Here is a 17,670-nt window from a genome sequence, read left to right on the forward strand (position 1 = left end):
CGGCCGGCGGCAGGCGGCAGGCGGCCGGCGGCAGGCGGCAGGCGGCCGGCGGCAGGCGGCAGGCGGCAGGCGGCAGGCGGCAGGCGGCAGGCGGCAGCATCGATAGTGATCTCTTGACGGCCCCCGAGGTGCTCCGGTAGACAGATCGTCAAATCGCCGAAACATGGACGACATGCTTGCCCGCCCGTGTCGAAGCGCTTCGATAATGTGGCTTCGTGGGTGGCCGCCGGAGTGCCTCGACGAAAACGCCGCCACGGATGTGAACCCCCATGAGCGACACCCCGCTGTTCCGCCGGTCGACCGCGCCCCTCGCGGAACGCGTAGAAGACCTGCTGGCCCGCCTCACCCTGCCCGAGAAGATCGCGATGCTGCACCAGCACCAGCCCGCGATCGACCGCCTCGGCCTGGCCGCCTTCACCACCGGCACCGAGGGCCTGCACGGCGTCGCCTGGCTCGGCGAGGCCACCGTCTTCCCACAGGCCGTCGGGCTGGCCACGAGCTGGGACCTCGGCCTGATGCGCCGGGTCGGGGCGGCCGTCGGCGACGAGGTCCGCGGCCTGCACAGCGAGGGCAAGTGCGGCCTCAACGTCTGGGCCCCGGTCGTCAACCCGCTGCGCGACCCGCGGTGGGGCCGCAACGAGGAGGGCTACGCCGAGGACCCGCTGCTCACCGGGCTCATGGGCGACGCGTACGCCCGGGGTCTGGCCGGCGACGACCCGCGCGTGCTGCGGACGGCGCCCACGCTCAAGCACTTCCTCGGCTACAACAACGAGACCGACCGGTGCCTCACCTCCAGCAACCTCGGCCCGCGGGTGCTGCGCGAGTACGAGCTGCCCGCCTACCGCCCGGCCATCGAGCGCGGCTCGGCCGTCGCCGTCATGGCCGCGTACAACCTGGTCAACGGACGACCGGCGCACGTCTCGCCCTATCTGGAGGACGAGCTGCGCACCTGGACCGGCGACGAGATCTTCGTGGTCTCCGACGCCTACGCCCCGACCAACCTGGCCGATCCCATGCAGCAGGCCTTCTTCGCCGACCACGCCGAGAGCCACGCGGCGGCGCTGCGGGCCGGCATCGACAGTTTCACCGACGCCGACAAGCGGAGCGAGGTCACCGTCGAGCGGATCACCGAGGCGATGCGCCGCGAGTTGATCAAGGAGGAGGACGTCGATCGGGCCGTCCGGCGCGCCCTGACCACGCGGGTGCGGCTCGGCGAATTCGATCAGGCGGGCGAGAACCCGTACGTGAAGATCGGTTCCGACGTGGTGAACTCGCCGGCCCACCGGGAGCTGGCGCGCGAGGCCACCCGCGAGTCGATCACGCTACTCAAGTCGGAGTGCTGCCTGCTGCCGCTCGACCCGGCCCGCCATCGCACGGTGGCGGTCGTCGGCACCCACGCCGATCGCGTGTTCACCGATTGGTACAGCGGTTCCCTGGCGTACGCGGTCACCGCGCGCGACGGACTGGCCGAGGTCATCGACACCGTGGTCCACGCCGAGGGGGTCGACCGGATCGCCCTGCGTCTGGGCGGGCTCTACCTGGCGGCCGACGCCGACGGGATCCGGCTGACGGTGGAGCCGGCCGCGTTCGACGTCTTCGACTGGGGCAACAACGTCGTCACGCTCCGTTCGACGCTCAACGGCCAGTTCCTGCGCGCGGCCGAGGGCCGGGTCGCTGCCGACTCCCCGGGTCCGTCCGAGTGGGTCGTCACCGAGATGTTCACCCTGGGTCAGCGGCCCGACGGTTCGACCACCGTGCACACCCACCCGGGGAAGGAGGCCATCACTACGCAGCTCAGCCTAGGACCACGCGCGGCCCGCTTCACCCTGGAAACTCTGGTCGACGGTGTGGCCGACGCCGCCGACCTGGCGGCCACGGCCGACGCGGTGGTCGTCGTCATCGGCAACCACCCGCTCGTGAACGGCCGGGAAACCGAGGACCGGGCCGACCTGCAACTGCCGCCCACCCAGGATCGGCTGCTGCGCGAGGTGCACGCGGCCAACCGGGAGACGGCGCTGGTGCTGGTCTCGAGTTACCCGTACGCCATCGGCTGGGCCGACGCCCACCTGCCGGCCGTCCTGTGGATGTCGCACGGTGGGCAGGAGCTCGGGCACGCGCTGGCCGACGTGCTCACCGGGAAGGCCGACCCGGGCGGACGCCTCACCCAGACCTGGTACCGCAGCGCGTGCGAACTACCGGACATCCTCGACTACGACATCATCACCAACGACGCGACCTATCAATACTACCGGGGAACGCCGCTGTATCCGTTCGGTCACGGACTCTCGTACGCCGGCTTCGACTATTCGAACCTGGACGTGTCGCAACCTACGGCGGCAGCGGGCGACGAGGTCACGATCACCGTATGGGTCACCAACATAGGAAAGCGCGCGGGCACCGAAGTCGTGCAGCTGTACACCCATCAGCAGGTGTCGCGGGTGAAGCAGCCGCTGCGTAGGCTGCGCGCGTTCGACAAGGTGCGTCTGTCCCCCGGCGAGTCCGAACTGGTCAGCTTCACCCTCCGCATCGACGACCTGTGTTTCTGGGACGTCACCTCGAACCGGTTCGTGGTCGAGACGGCCCGCCACAAGATCCTGGTCGGGCGCTCGGCCAGCGACATCCGGCTCACCGGCACGCTGGCCGTGCGCGGCACCCGGATCGGCGCCCAGCGCGTGCTCGACCGCACCGTCCGCGCCACCGACCACGACGAGTACAGCGGCATCACATTGGCCGCGACGGCCGACCCGGTCCGCGGCGAGGCGGTGCGCGCCACCGAGGACGGCGCGTGGTGCTGTTTCAACGGCGTCGACCTTTCCGGCGTACGCGAAGTGGCCGTGGACGGCGACGGGCCGCCTGTCCTGTTGCGCCTCGACGACCCGTACGCGGGACCGGAATTCGCCTCCGTCACGCCCGGCGCCGCGGCCGCCACGACCGAGACGGACGGCGTCCACGATCTGTACCTGGCCCTGGACGCGGGCAGCCGGGTCAGCGCACTCACCTTCCGACCGTGAGAACGAGCCCAGGCCGGATCGCCGGGTGAGCATGGACGAGAACATCATCGGAACCGACTGAGACGAATCCGGCCTGCTTGCACCCGTGCGGCGGAATACTGGCCGCGATGCCCTCTCAACTGGCGTGGCTCGACAGTTCTCGCTCCGAACAACAGCGGATGCGCGAGCTGATCAGCATGTTCAGCGACCACGAATCCCGGGATGAGCTGGGCCTGGGCCGGATCCGCGACACGTTCGGCGATCTGCTCTTCCCGGGGTCGTCGACGCAGCACACGCGTGCGCGCTACCTGCTCATCGTGCCGTGGTGCATTCAACATGCGGCTCGGCGGCGTACCCGCGACGAGGCGAGGGAACTCGACCGCATCGAGCGCAGAGTGATCGTGGTGCTGCGCGACGCCGGTGAGACAGAAGGGCTCATCGGTCGTACCGATCCGGCCGGGGTCACCACACTTCCCTCAGCGGTCTACCGGTCCGCGTTGCGGTGGCACGGGATCGACAGAGGTGTGGGGCCGGAGGTGGCCGACGATCCCACCGAGGAATTGAGCCGACGGGCCGTCCAGCGCTGGCCCGCCACGCTTCCCCAGCCGCCATCCGGTTTTCCCGACGGCCTGACGCGGCTGCGCCTGTCGCCGGCCGAAGCGAGCTGGCTGCGGGACCAGCTCCTGCTGAGCGCACCCGACTCGCTGCTGGCCCACCTGCTTCGGGCCGGAAATCGTCCGAACCGTTCCTCCACGACCCCTTGGCAGGACCCGGCCACAAGGAACGCCCCGCCTCAGATCGCGGGCGACCTCGCCCACGCCCGGCATTTCTCAACGTGCATGTACGGGGCGGTTCTGCTTTACAACCTGCTGCTGGCTGAGGACTGCGTGAGGCATGGGTTCAACGGGGTCGATCCGGCCGCGTATCAGGACCGGCTGGTGAAATGGGCCGACACCACGACCACGCTTCGGGGGTGGGATCCGTCGGCGATGTGGTACCGGCTGATCGATGTCAACCCTCGCATCGCGGCTGACGCCGGGGCGCGGCGTTTCGTCAATGCGTGGGCCAAAGCGGTGCTCAACGGGCGGGCCGGAGGGGCCGCCGTCGACAAGGACATGCGTGCGCTGGTCGCCGGCCGTGAGTTTGCTATGAAGGGCTCGCAGTCCCGTCTGGGCAACTCACGCCGGCTGGAAACGTGGACGGGAGCGTCCGGCACGGGACGGATGGTGTTCCGGTGGCCACAGGTCCGCCGAATGGTGATCGACATTCACGACGGGCTGGAGGCCCGAGATGCTGCTGCCACCGGATGACCGCGCGCTGCTGACCGACCTGCTGCGACCGCCGGCCAGGTGCACACTCGACCGGGCGATCGCGACGACCTTCACCCTCGACCTGGAAAGTCTGCTGAGCGCCCCGCTGGCCTTCGCCGCCCACGCGGTGCGCGACGAAGCGGATGACGAGTCGGTGATGGCCGCGGTGCTCCGCTGCGCCGATCGGATGGATGTCTTCTGCCAGGCGGGGGCGATCCAAGCACCGGCGGACGGATCGAGACTGCTGGCTCTGCTGGAAAAGATGGTCCACCCGGTCGCCCGCCCCCGGGCCGGCCACCTGTTCCATCCTAAGATCTGGCTGGTCCGTTACGCCGGGGACGAGGACCGGCACATGCGGCTGCTCGTCCTCAGCCGCAACCTGGCCCGGAGCCGGAGCTGGGACATCGGCCTTCGTCTCGACGGATGGATCGGGAATCAGGTACACGAGGGGAACCGCCCCCTGGAGAAGTTGCTCCGGCGAGCCATCGATCTTGCCGTCACTCCTCTCGCTCGTGACCGACGGGAAGCGGTCGACGCGCTGATCAACGACCTGGTCCGGACCGATTGGGACCCGCCCGAGGGTTTCAGCGAAATGCGATTGCACGCTCTCGGAATTGCGAAAGCCAAGAGCCCCTTCTTCGCCGGCACCCGCAGGCTGGTCATGTCGCCCTTCGTGCAGGAGCAGGGCCTCAAGTTCTGTCCACCCGACGGACGGACCACCCTGGTCGGGCGGCAGGAAGATCTCGACGGTCTGCCAGAAGGCGCCCTCGACGGGTACGCCACCTTCGTCCTGAACGATCTGGCCGTCCTCGACCGCGACGACGAGCCCGACCTGATGCGCCGGTCCGGCCTGCACGCCAAGGCCTACGTGATCGAACACGGGAACCGAGCCCACGTCTTTGTGGGATCCGCCAACGCCTCGGCCGGAGCCTTCGGCGGAAATCTGGAGTTGCTGGTCGAGCTGGTCGGATCACGTCGCGACTTCGGCCTCGAAACCCTCATGTCCTCCTTCGGACCGTTGCTGGAGGAGTACGAACCCGGCGACTCCGTGGAACTGGAGGACGACATCGGCCGGGAGCTCGAGAGCTACCTGTTCGACCTGGGTACGGCGCCGTTCCGGGCGGACGTGGTGACCGGCAAGGAGCCGCACACGATGCGGGTCGCGGTCCCCTCTTTGCCCGAGCCGCCGGGCGGGGCCGGACTGGGCGTGAGCCTGCATACGCGCCGGGGCGCCGTTGCCCCGGTCAAGCCGGGTAAGCCGGCCGAGGTCGTATTCGACGATCTCCGTACGACTTCGATCACCCGCTTTCTCATCGTCACGGTGACCGCCTGGGACGGTACGACTCGCAGGGCTGTTGTTGTCGCCGAGCTGAGCGGCGATCCGGCTGACCGCCTCGACCAGGTGCTCGCGGAGCAGATCGACACACCGGAGAAATTTCTGCGGTTCGTCGCCCTGCTGCTCGGCCTCGGCTTCGGGGATTCCGCGGAGTCCAGCGGCGGAGACGCGGAGACGCGTGGGCACCGCAGCCGGCGGGCCGGCGAGCTCGGGTTGCTGGAGCTATTGCTGGGAGCGCTGGCCGAGAGGCCCGCACAGCTCGAAGACCTCGCGCGCCTGATCAACCGGATGGCTGCGACGGAACAGGGCCGGGCGGTGTTGCCGGACGGCTTCCTCGAACTGTGGGATCTGGTCGAAGAAGCACGCCGGGGCCTGATCGGGGCGACGGCATGACGAAGCTCAAGGACTTTCAGCGCGACACCGTCGCGTACGTCATGGATCGCTGGTTCGGAGCGGGTCCGACCCGCCGGTTCCTCATCGCCGACGAGACCGGCATGGGCAAGAGTGTGGTCGCCGGCGGCATCATCGAGGAGCTGATCGAACGACTCCGGAGCGATGACAGAGTTCGTCGCATCGACATCGTCTACATCTGCTCGAACCATGAGATCGCCGGGCAGAACCTCGCCCGGCTCAGCCCACCGGGACAAGAGGCGCCGGCCGGGACGGGCCGGCTCACGCTTCTGGGACTCGAACCGCGACCACCACACCGGAAACGGGCGGGCGACAAGCCAGTCAATCTCGTGTCGTTCACGCCAGGCACATCGTTCGAGGCCGGGTGGCGGACCGGGACGGCCGAGGAAAGAGCCCTGATCTACTACCTGCTTCGCTCACACCTGCTGGCCAAGGATGCCTGGGACCGGTGGCGCGAAAAAGCCGCCCTGCGAATCCTGCAGTGCACTTCACGGTCCATGGAGTCTTTCGAAGTCGAGTGCCAGAGCATCCGCGAACGGCTGGACGAAACGCCGTTCCACCCCGGGGTCCTCAGAGCCTTCGGAAAGTACTCGCGGGAACGGAAGTTGCTCAACGACTTCCGGCAGTTCATGTCCGCGATCGGCCGGCGGACCGAACTCGATCGCGACGAGGGACAACGGGCCCGCCGGCTCGTGGCCGACCTGCGGTCCGCGCTGGCCAAGGCCGGTGTCGAGGCCCTCGAACCCGACCTCGTCATCCTCGACGAGTTCCAGCGGTTCCGCGGCTTGCTCGACCCGGACAACGGCGGGGAGGCGGCCGAGCTCGCCCACCATCTGTTCGACTACGAGCATGCCCGGGTGCTGTTGCTCTCGGCCACGCCGTACAAGCCCTTCACGTACGCGGAAGAGACCGACGACGACCATCAGGCCGACCTCTACGCGGTCCTGCGGTTCCTGAACCCGGACCCGAGGTGGAACGCCGATGTGCGCCGCCACCTGGCTGAGTACCGTGAAACCCTGCTCGCCGGAGAACCGACAGCAACTGCTCGTGGGGCCGTCCGGCAGCTGCTGCTCCAGGTGATGTGCCGCACCGAGCGGCCACCGTTGCACCAGCACATGCCGCTCACCGAACACGTGCTCCCGGCTGACAACCTCGATGCCGCCGAGATCCGATCCTGGGCCGCGATGAAGCAGCTCGGCCGTGAGCTCGACGCGCCGGTGACGCTCGAGTACTGGAAGTCGGCTCCGTACTTCCTGAACTTCGTCGAAGGCTATCTGCTGGGTCAGCACCTCAGGACGGCGCTGCGGGCGGGGCCGAGCGAGCGGGTTCGAGACCTGCTCCAAGTGGCCCGGCTGCTGGAGAAGAAGGACTTCGACTCCTGGAACCCGATCAACCTCGGGCACGGCAAGCTGCGGAGGCTGGCCGAACAGACCGTGGACCGCGGCTGGTGGAAGCTGCTGTGGATCCCGCCTTCGATGCCGTACTACCGCCTCGCCGAACCCTTCGCAAAGGTTGCCGGCGACGGCATCACCAAGAGGCTGATCTTCTCGTCCTGGAAGGCGACCCCGACCGCCGTCTCCGCCCTTCTCAGCTATGACGCCGAATGCCGGATCCGGCGCGACCGGCCGGAACCACCGCCACCGCGGTTGGACTACCGGTCGGTCGGTGGGCAGCCGGCCACCATGAGCACGCTGGCCCTGTTCTGGCCGCATCCCGGCCTGGCCGAGGCCTGCGATCCACAGGAGTACGCACGTTCGGCGCCCGACCGCCTCGTCACGGTGAAGCAGATCGAGAAGATGTGTCGGGCTCGCCTCCGTTCCACCGCGCCCCGGGAACTCCGGGCCACCGGACGCGGCGACCAGCAACCCTGGCGTAGTGTCCTGCGCTGGCCGGGGGCCTGGGCCGCGCCTGACTTCAGCGTGCGGGACGCGGCGGTCGTCATGCACGATCCGCAATCCGAAGATTCTCCCGTCGCGTTGTACGAGCATGTGCAGCTCGCACACGCCACGGCCACCATCGACAGCGATCTGATCCGGGCCGACGTGGATGACCTGGTCTCCATCGGCATGCATGCTCCGGGGAACATCGCCTGGCGGGCGGTGGGCCGGCTCGTCGACGAGCGCGACCACATCACTCCGCGCGGACAGTGGTTTGCGGCCGCCGTCATCGCGGACAGCCTGCGGATCCTCTTCAACCGGGCCGAGTCCATGCTCCTGCTGGATCGGATGAACCTCGGCGGGCACTATTGGCAAACCGTGCTCAAGTACTGTGCGGCCGGCGGTCTGCAATCGGTTCTCGACGAGTACCTGCACGTCCTACGGTCCGACTCGGCCGACCAGCCCCTCGACGACCACGGCCTGTGGCTCCTGGCCCTGAAGGTCGAAGCGGCTCTCACCCTCCGACCGGCGCCGTACACCGCCACGAATCCCCACGATCTCGACGAGCCCATCCGCATCATGAGCCGGTTCGCCCTGCGGTACGGGGGCAAGCACGCCGAGGACAGCAATCGGGCCGAAGACGTGCAGGGCGCCTTCAACAGTCCGTTCTGGCCGTTCGTCGTCACTACGACGAGCGCGGGCCAGGAGGGCATCGACTTCCACCGCTACTGCTCAGCGGTCGTGCATTGGAACGTGCCGCCCAACCCGGTCGACTTCGAGCAGCGTGAAGGCCGGGTACACCGGTTCGGTGGTCATGCCGTACGGCGCAATGTCGCACACCATCACCGGGCCGAAGCCTTGCGCTCACCCGAGAGGGACGTCTGGAAGGCCGCCTACGACGCCGCCCGTGAGACATCGGAGCTGGGCGACCTTATGCCGTACTGGCTCTATCCGGGCCCGGCTGCAGTCGAACGCCATGTGCTGCCGCTTCCGCTGAGCCGGGACCAGGATCGCTACGACCGGTTGAAGCGGGACCTGGCGCTCTACCGGCTCACCTTCGGCCAGCCCCGACAGGAGGACATGCTGGCCCTCCTGTCGAGGACCGGAGTCTCCGACCTCGACACCGAACCGATCGACCTCAGGCCTCTATCAGCCGATAGAGAGTGAGCGCAGCGAGGGACGGCGCATCCACGATCTGGCCCGCGCGGATCATCGTTACGATCTCGTCGTCGCTGAAGGGGCGGTGGATCATGTCCTGCTCGCTGGGCTCGCGGTCGGGTGCGCCCTCCTCGAGGTCAGAGGCCAGATAGACGTCGAAACCCTGGGTCGAATAGCCGTACGCCTCGAAGAGATGGCCGAGGTGGGCCAGGGACCCGGCGCGCAGGCCGGTCTCCTCGGCCAGCTCCTGACGGGCCAGCGCGGCCTGGTCGCCGTGGCCGTTGCGGCCCCAGCTGCCTTGCGGGAACTCCCAGGCCCGGCGGCCGATGGGATAGCGGAACTGCTCGACCATCCAGAAACCGCCGTCGCAGCGGGGCAGCACCAGCGCGAAGTCGGCCTTCTCGACCACGCCGTAGATGCCGGCGCTGCCGTCCGGTCGTCTGATCTCGTCTTCCCGCACAGTCATCCAAGGGTTGCGATAGACCACACGGCTGCTCACCTGTTCCATCCGGCGATGATGACAGTCGCCGGCCAGAAAATGCGGTGACGCCGGCATGGGGGCTTGGCAAGGATGGCTGGCATGGACGAAGTCGAGGTGGTCATCGCCCACGCGGAGCGGGCGACCCTGCGGGTCGGGGACGTGTTTCTGAAGGTCGACCCTGATCAGCGGCGGATCGACGTCGAGGTCGAGGCCATGACCCTGGTGCCGGTGCCGACGGCCGAGGTCTTGTGGCGGAAGCCGCCGGTGCTGGCTCTGGCGGCCGTCAAGGGGAAGGCCCTGGGGCGTACGGGTCATCCGTCCGTCGCGTCGCGGGCCGCGTGGGCTGCGGCGGGGGCTGCTGTCCGGGCTCTGCACGAGACTGCGCTTCCGCGCTGGGTCGGGCCGCCGGTCGAGCAGTACGCCGCGGAGCTCGAGAGCGAATGCGAGTGGCTGCTGGCCAACGACGTTCTGCCCGCGGCGGTCGTCGAGCGCAACCGTGAACGCGCCTCGGCTGCGCTCCGGCCCTGGAAGCCGGTGTTCGTGCACGGCGACCTCCATGCCAGCCACGTCTTTGTCGACGGGGACGCGGTCACCGGCATCATCGACTGGTCCGAGGCGGCCCAGGGCGACGCCCACCGCGACCTCGGCAGCCTCACGCTCGCGCACCCGGAGTTCCTCGACGATGTGCTGGCCGGCTACGGCCCGGGCGTCGACGTCGAGCTGATCCGGGCCTGGTGGTCGTTGCGCAGCCTGCTGGCGGGGCGATGGCTGGCCGAGCACGGCTTCGACCCGGACGCGCCGGGTTGCGAGTTCGACGTGCTCCGGGCCGCTTAGACCCGGAGCACGTCATCGGGCTACTCGCCGGACGGGGCGGTGAGGGTTACGCCCAGGCCGACCGGGGTGCCGAAGTTGGGGGTGCCGTCGGCGTTCCAGGTGAACTTCTGCGCTCTCGTGGAGCGGTTCAGGTCGCAGTTGCCGTTCGGGTTGGTGGTGCCGTGGTAGACGATCCAGTCCTCGGTGCCGTCGGGTGATTTGAAGAAGCCGTTGTGGCCGGGGCCGTAGACGCCGGCCGCATTGTTGCGCTGGAAGACCGGCGTCGACGACTTCACCCACGAGGACGAGAGCAGCGGGTCGCCGCCGTTGTAGGTGAGCAGGCCCAGTTTGTAGTCGGGCGTGGAGCAGTGCGAAGCGGAGAACACGATGAACGTCTTTCCGTTGCGCTGCAGCACTTCGGCACCCTCGTTCACCGCGCCGCCGACCGTTTCCCAGTTGTACGTGGGGGTGGAGAGGATCCGCCGGGTGCCGGCGGCCGTCCACGGGTTGGACAGTTCACGGATGAAGTTGGGCTGGGAACCGTTGTAGAACGTGCCGAGCAGGTACAGCTTGCCGTTCAGCTGCAAAATGCTGGCGTCGAGTTCCCACGTGTTGTCGGCCGTGGGGTCGAGCAGGTCGGCCTTGAACGAGTACGGGCCCATCGGGTCGGTGCCGGACGACTCGAGCACGTGGATCCGCTGCGTCCCGAGGTTGTACGGCTCCTGGCCGGCGGTGTAGTAGAAGTACCACCGGCCGTTGATCAGGTGGAACTCGGGCGCCCACATCGTGCCCGCGCCGTTGGGGCGGGTCAGGTTGAAGATGACCTGGTCGGTGGCGGTGGCCAGACCGGCCAGGGTGGTCGCCTTGCGCATCGTGATGGTGCGGTTCCACGTCGTCGTGGCCAGGTAGTAGTTGCCGTTGTAGTACGTCAGCCACGGGTCGGGGCCCTGTGCCTTGAGTGGGTTGGTGAAGGTCTTGCCGCCGGGGTTTGTCGGATAGCCCGACAATCGCCAGACCCGAGCGGCCGCTGTCGTGCACGGCAGTTGGATCAGACCGGCCGCCGTGCCGTTGGCCGCGATGCACTTGCTCGAGTGCACGGCCGCCAACTGGAACGTGTTGGTGCCGATCGGACGGAGTTGGAAGCGCTGGTTGTTCTGGCTGTTGCACGGCCACTGGATGATCTGCGCGTTGTCGGCCGTGCTCACGCCGTTCACGTCGACGCAGTTGGCGCCGCCGGGGGTGGCGATCGTGTAGGTGTCGGCGCTGCTGCCGACCGGGGTCAGCGTGAACGCCGGGCCGCACGCGGCCTGGGTCAGTTGGAGGGCGGGGGTGGTGGCGCCGCCGGGCACGGTCACGCAGTTGTTGGTACTGGTGTTGGCGATCGTGCTGGTGAACGTGACGGCGGCCGAAGCGCGGCCGGGGACGAGCAGCACCAGTAGGAGAGACGCGGCGGATACTGCCGCGGCCGCCCGCCGGAGCGGACCGAAGTTCCGGTTCATGGTGGGCACTCCTCAGGAGCCGTTGGTGTAGAGCGAGTTGACTTCGGTCGCCGACAGCGCCCGGCTGTAGAGCCGCACGTTGTCGAGCGCGCCATCGAGGTACGGATCGGCGTACTGGGACCGGCCGAGCCAGTTGCGCGTCGTGGCGCCGAGCGCTGACGGCCCGAGCGTGAGCGCTGTGTTCGTGCCGGCCGAAGCACCGTTCACATAGAGCGTGCCTGTGTTGCCGCTACGGGTGACAGCCACGTGGGTCCAGGCCCCCGCGATCAGGGCCGGCCCTTCTATCCGTTGCTCTGCGCCGGATCCCCCCGTGGTGATGGCGAACCGCAGCGTCCCGGCGCTCGACCGCGGAGTCAGGAACAGGTATGCCCCCGTACCCGTGCCGAAGTCGACGAGCCGGCTCCACGTGGTGACGGTGTCGAGGCGTACCCACAGAGCGATCGTGAAGTTGCTCGCCCCGGCCAGGATGCCCGACGGCAGGGCCGCATATCCGGCCGTCCCGTCGAGATTCACAGCATTTCCCGTACGACCGGCGACGTACCCGGCACTGAAGATGCTCGCCGTCCGGCCGTTGCCGCTCGCGTCGGCCGGTGACCCGTCGAACGGATAGTGCGCGACGAACGGCGACCCCGTGACCGACCAGTAGACGCTGTAGCGCTGCCCGTGCACCTTGTAGAACGGCTGCAGGGCAACACTTCCGTCCGACGTCGGCGTGAGCGTGGCCGGATCCAGGGCGGGCAACGCGCTCAAATTCGAGTTGCCGAACAACCCGGCCAGCACGATCGGCCCCAGCTTGACCGCCTGGACAGTGCTGTTGTCGTTCGTCGCCTCCCGCGTCAACGCCATCGGCAGGCTCACGTCCACGACGTCACCCGAGGCCCACGTACGGCTGACCGCCGCGTACGCCCCGGCCGGCGGCGACGAGAAGACCGTGCCGTTGACGCGGATCTGTGCTCCCGACGCCCAGCCCGGAATGCGGATCCGCATCGTGAACGGGCCCGCACCGGTGACGGTCAACTTCGTCGACCCGGCCTCGGGGAAGCTCGTCTCCTGCCGTACGGAAAAGGCCCCCCACGTGAGGATCGACGGGATGAACAGGTTGACGTACAGCGTGCTCCCGCCGTCGTGAAAATAGATCGTGTCACCGAACTTGGTGTTGCTCTCCATTCCGGTGCCGTGGCAGCAGACGAAACTGTTGTAGTCGTTGCTGTACGTCTTGATGCCCCCGGCCCGCAGCGGCACGTAGTAGCACTGGAAGCCGTGCGACGAGTTCGGATCTTGCGAGGCCAGGATGTGGTTGTAGAGCGCCTTCTCGTAGTAGTCGAGGTAATCCGTACGCGTCGGGTTCGTGAAGAACAACTGCCGGGTCAGCTTCAGCATGTTGTAGCTGTTGCAGCACTCGGCTGTCGTGTCCGACAGTTCGCTGGCGATCCGGTCGGGCGCCTTGAAGTACTCGCCGTTGGAATTGCCACCGATCGCGTACGTGTGGCGCCGCGTCACGATGTCCCAGAAGTTGACCGCGATGTCGCGGTACCGGGTCGTTCCCGTCGCGTGGTATTCCCGGATCGCGCCCAGCACCTTCGGGATCTGCGTATTGGCGTGATAGTTGTTCAAGCTGTCCTGATTGGCGGCCAGCGGATCGAACACCTCGGCGTGGTCGAACTGCTGGGCCGCGGCCAGGTGCGCGGCGTCCCCGGTCAGCTGATAGAGGTTGGTCAGCACCTCGTTCATGCCGCCGAACTCGGTGTCGAGCATGTTCTGGCGCTGGGTCTGGGTCAGCCGGTCGTTGCGGAACTTCACCCACGACGCCATGCCGAGCAACACGGTCAACGCCTGCGCATTGCCCGCCAGCAGATGCATGTCGAGCAGCCCAGCCATGATTTTGTGCAGCGTGTAATAGGGCGCCCACACGCTCTGCCGCGCCTCGACCCGGTCGATGAAGCTTTCCGGAAAAGCGCTCAGATAACCCGTGTTATAACCGGCCGTCGCCGCGCGGGCCTGACATTGGGCCAACACGGCGACGATCTGATCGCCCTTCGTTTTGTACGCCGTGTCGCCCGTACTCGCATAGGCCTGAGCCAGCCCGGTCAGCAGATGACCGGTGGAGTGCCCGCGCAGTTCGGTGCTGGGCGATTCCCAGCCACCACAAGCGGTCGCCGACGACGAGAGCCCCACGTTGAGCCGGAAGGTGTGCAACAGCCGGTCGTTGTTGAGGAACAGCAGATACGACTGGATGCGGGCCGCGTTCGCGGTGAACGGACTGGACAACAGCCGCACGGCGGTCAGCGGAAACGCGTACGCCGAGACACCGGTGTCCGGCCGAGCGGCCGCGGACGCCTTGGCGCCCACGGACAGAACGGTGGCGGCAGCGGCCGATCCCACGAGCAAGGTACGCCGGGTCAAGTTCATGCGAACGCCTTGATCTCGAGGAGGCCGACCGAGCCGGCGCCACTGGTGAGCACGACCCGCAACCGGGTGGTGCTCGTCGAGGTGAACGTCACGTGGTTGTACTGGTTGGCGGCGACCGGATACCCCGAAGCCCCACCCACATCGACGTAGGCGGACCCGTTCCAGGCCTGGAGCTTCCAGGACGCCGGCACCCGCACCCCGCCGTTGTCATCGAAGAAGTAGACGTCGGCACTGCTCAGCGTCTGGGCACTCGGCCACGTCAGCTCGGCCCACTGCTGCCCGGTCTGCGGCCACGTACCCCATCGTGGGTTCGTCGTATCGTTGGACGACGGCGGATCGATGCCGTCGTTCAACGCCGCCACGCTCTCCCACGACGACGTGTAACTGGCCGTCGGCGTCGCGCTCGTGGCCAGGTTCCCGGTCGGCGGTTGGACGACCCCGCCCCCACGGTTGTAGACCTTTACTTCCGTGAGCCCGGTCTTGAACCCGGATGCGTGCGTGACCTGGACCCGCAGCCGGGTCGCGCTCACCGCGCCGAACCGGACCACGTTGTAGTTCGCCTGCGGGCCGGCCGGCGTCTTGACCGCCGACGCGACATTCGTCCACGTGCTGCCGTTCAGATACTGGATCTGGTACGAAGCGGGCGCTCGATAGCGGTTGGTGGCCCGGTCGTTGCGGAACCACAGCCGCACCTCGTCGACCGTGCGGGCCTGACCCAGGTTGAGCTCGAGCCAGTCGGTGGCGTTGGCCGACCCGTACGTGCCCCACAGCGGCTCGTTGATCGGGAACCCGTCGACCGCGTTGGCCCCGGCCGTCCCGCTCGCCGTGTACGACGCCGACGTGCCCGCGCCCTGCGCGTAGTTGGTCAGATTGCCGGTCAGGTCGACACCGGCCTTGTTGAACATGTCCACCATCTGCGCGCTGTTCTGCGTGACCGCCGAAGGCGTCTGCATCCCGGCGTACGCCTGGTTGTAGAGCACCGTGCCGCCACCGGCCGGGAACGTGACCGCACCGGTGTCCGGGTTCCAGACGAAGCGCACGAGCTTGTCGACCGTGGCCACCCGGGTGCCGTTGACGAAGATCGAGTAGCCCTGCGGGATCCCGCTGTAGCGGGTCACGCCGTCGGCCGGGTCGTCCCACACGATGCTCAGGTCGGCGTTGCGGTAGCGCAGGTTGTTGGCCGCGAAGTGGGTCCAGCCGATGCCGATCGGGCTCAGCTCGACCTGCTTGTCGGTGCGCGGGCGCAGGCCCATCACGTCCTCGATGACGGTCCAGTTGCTGCTGCCGAGGATGTTGTGGTGGATCCACGACCGATAGTCGATGGTCGAGGTGCCGGCGTTCCAGTCGGCCCAGAACTCGTTGGCGTCGGGCCACTGCGTGTTGCCGCCGACGTACTGCGCCCAAGTGTTCCAGTACAGGAGCTTCTTGTAGTCCTCGGCGCTCATCCACGAGTTCGGATAGTTGCGCAGCACAGACGAGTACAGCCGGAACTGCACGGTCGAGTTGATGGTCGAGAAGTTGTTGCTGCCGGGCTGACCGGCTGCGGCCGCCGCGGCTTTGTCTTTCTGGTTGGCGGTGAAGAACGGGAAGACCGGGTATTCGGCCGGGTCGGCGAACAGCCGCAGGGCCTGGCGGTACTCGTCCGTGTTGGGCATCGCGCCCACCGCGTACGGGTAATAGTTGTTGATTTCCTTCCAGGGCACGAGCGCGTTGGTCGAGACGTGCCGGTGCTTGATGAGCTTGTTCGTCGAGTCCCACAAGACCGTGCTGATCGCGTTCTTGATGCGGTCGGCGATCTGCTGCATCTCGGTCGCCTTGGCGGTGTTGCCGATCGACGCGTAGGCCTGGGACGCCGCGAGGGCGCCGCTGTAGACGTAGGCCGATTCGGCGCGGTCGAGGTTGCCGGCCCGCCAGTGGAACGACACCGCGTCGGCGTCGTTGCCGGTCAGCGCACCCCAGTCGTACTCGATCAGGCCGTTGTTGTCGTGGTCGTAGTACGACAACTGGCCCTTGACGTCACCTTCGGCGTATTTGGCGAGGTTGGCCGCGATACCGGGTTGTCCACCGTGGATCTGATAGCTGCGCCACGCCGCCTCGGCGATGTATTGCGTGTAGCTGTTGGACCAGTTCTCGGGGTCACCGGGGTTGTCCATGAACCGGCCGCCCTTGGACGACTGCCCCACCGACAACCATGGCCCGTACGACCAGGCGGGGTTGCGCAGGTATTTCAGGTCGTCGATGTGCATGGGCTGGGTCAGCGCGATCGCGTTGTTGTAGCCCAGCGCGCCCTCGACGCTGACCGGGAACTGGAAGTCCTGCCCCGGGATGTTGGCGTCGAGATAGTTGAACCGCATCAGCCACCAGCGGTAGTAGATCTCTTTCTTGATGGCCGGCTCGGGCACGTCGAGATAGGGCACGTTGACGGCCCACCAGCGGTTGTACTCGCGCACGTGGCCGGCGAAAGCGGTGGCGGCCGCGGCGGCCCGGACAGTGTTGTATTCCGTGAGCGAGTCCGGGATCTCGGGCGCTGTGAAGCCCATCTGCACCTTGACGGTGGTGGTCGCCCCGGCCGCGACCGTGACGCTGCGGGTCAGCGCGCCACTCGCGGCGGTGAAACTGTCGCCGGAGAGCCGCAGACCCAGCGTGGTCAGGTTGTTCTTGACCGCCCGCGAGCCGGTCAACTCGGTGCCGCTGACCGTCGTCGCGTACGGCGAGGTGACCCGCAACGCGACCGTCTGCGACGCCGTGCCCGTGTTGGTGATGGCCAGGTTGTCGACCGCGACGTTGTTCTGGGTGATGAACTTCGTCTGGTTGATCCGCAGCGAGCCGTTGGTGTGGACGCTCCTCCAGTGGCTGGGCGCCTGCCAGCGCTGCGATACCTGCTCGCTCCACGTGCCCGAGCCGGCGGTGACGGTGAACGCGGCCTGGTCGCTGATGCTTTCCCAGTAGGCGACGGTGCCGCCGAAGCCCAGCGTGGCCGGTGTGTGCGTCTTCATGAACACGGCCCGGCCCCGGCTCATCAGCCAGGTGCCGGCCGGGTCGTTGCCCGGTCGGGCGAGCAGCCGGTCCATCCAGAAGTCGGTGCCGCCGGCCTCGGCGTCGTAGATCGCCTGCATGGTGTTGCCGGTGGTCAGGGCGACCGGCGGCGCGGGGATGGACGGCCCCGAGAAGCTCGGGTAGCCGATGGTCTGTGCGGCCTGCGCGGGCGAGGCCGCGACGACGAGTAGGGAGCTGGTCAGGACTGCGATTGTCGCGATGGCCAGTGGGGGACGTGGCACCGCGGCACCTCCTTAGGTCATTCGGGCGGAGGAGGCGCAACACCACACGGCCAGGCACGGCCGGCGGCGCAGGGGGAGAAACGCCGAAAACCTTTTCGGGAATGCTTC

At 67.8% G+C, this 17,670-nt stretch carries 9 protein-coding genes; 5 read left to right on the top strand and 4 right to left on the bottom strand.

The features are described 5' to 3' along the window. Positions 1-269 precede the first annotated feature (269 nt). The 4 genes from M1L60_RS42455 to M1L60_RS42470 all read left to right on the top strand — a co-directional run bounded on the left by M1L60_RS42455 (position 270) and on the right by M1L60_RS42470 (position 9,091). Positions 270-3,011 (top strand): glycoside hydrolase family 3 protein, encoded by a 2,742-nt coding sequence (locus tag M1L60_RS42455; RefSeq protein WP_253243277.1) that lies wholly within the window; start codon positions 270-272, stop codon positions 3,009-3,011. A gap of 107 nt (positions 3,012-3,118) precedes the next feature. Next, positions 3,119-4,300 carry a DUF6361 family protein gene (locus M1L60_RS42460; RefSeq protein ID WP_256518478.1) on the top strand — a complete coding sequence of 394 codons (1,182 nt, stop codon included), beginning with the start codon at positions 3,119-3,121 and terminating at the stop codon, positions 4,298-4,300. Continuing rightward, the gene (locus M1L60_RS42465) at positions 4,281-6,029 is read left to right on the top strand and encodes a phospholipase D family protein (RefSeq protein WP_253243279.1); all 1,749 of its coding nucleotides are present in this window, start codon (positions 4,281-4,283) and stop codon (positions 6,027-6,029) included. Before M1L60_RS42460 ends, M1L60_RS42465 begins: the two co-directional genes overlap by 20 nt. Then, complete coding sequence (locus M1L60_RS42470) at positions 6,026-9,091, top strand: helicase-related protein (RefSeq protein ID WP_253243280.1); 3,066 nt, start codon at positions 6,026-6,028, stop codon at positions 9,089-9,091. Before M1L60_RS42465 ends, M1L60_RS42470 begins: the two co-directional genes overlap by 4 nt. On the opposite strand, the gene M1L60_RS42475 is transcribed toward M1L60_RS42470, so the two are convergent. Continuing rightward, positions 9,063-9,590, bottom strand: coding sequence for an NUDIX domain-containing protein (locus M1L60_RS42475; protein WP_253243281.1), 528 nt, complete (start codon positions 9,588-9,590; stop codon positions 9,063-9,065). The genes M1L60_RS42470 and M1L60_RS42475 overlap by 29 nt on opposite strands. 72 nt (positions 9,591-9,662) lie before the next feature. Between M1L60_RS42475 and M1L60_RS42480 the strand changes: the two genes are divergently transcribed. After that, entirely contained in the window at positions 9,663-10,397 is a 735-nt protein-coding gene (locus M1L60_RS42480; RefSeq protein WP_253243282.1) for a phosphotransferase, read from the top strand. Between the two features lie 20 nt (positions 10,398-10,417). Here M1L60_RS42480 and M1L60_RS42485 read toward each other — a convergent pair whose 3' ends face one another. Genes M1L60_RS42485 through M1L60_RS42495 form a run of 3 tightly spaced genes read right to left on the bottom strand, consistent with a single transcriptional unit; the run spans position 10,418 to position 17,562 of the window. Next, on the bottom strand, positions 10,418-11,875 hold the full coding sequence (locus M1L60_RS42485; protein WP_253243283.1) for a family 43 glycosylhydrolase: 1,458 nt from the start codon (positions 11,873-11,875) through the stop codon (positions 10,418-10,420). A 12-nt stretch (positions 11,876-11,887) separates the two neighbouring features. Further along, the gene (locus M1L60_RS42490; protein WP_253243284.1) at positions 11,888-14,284 is read right to left on the bottom strand and encodes a glycoside hydrolase family 127 protein; all 2,397 of its coding nucleotides are present in this window, start codon (positions 14,282-14,284) and stop codon (positions 11,888-11,890) included. Further along, positions 14,281-17,562 carry a galactose-binding domain-containing protein gene (locus M1L60_RS42495; RefSeq protein WP_253243285.1) on the bottom strand — a complete coding sequence of 1,094 codons (3,282 nt, stop codon included), beginning with the start codon at positions 17,560-17,562 and terminating at the stop codon, positions 14,281-14,283. The genes M1L60_RS42490 and M1L60_RS42495 overlap by 4 nt, the downstream gene beginning before the upstream one ends. Between the last annotated feature and the right edge of the window lie 108 nt (positions 17,563-17,670).

Source organism: Paractinoplanes aksuensis, assembly GCF_024137025.1.
Classification (GTDB): domain Bacteria; phylum Actinomycetota; class Actinomycetes; order Mycobacteriales; family Micromonosporaceae; genus Actinoplanes; species Actinoplanes aksuensis.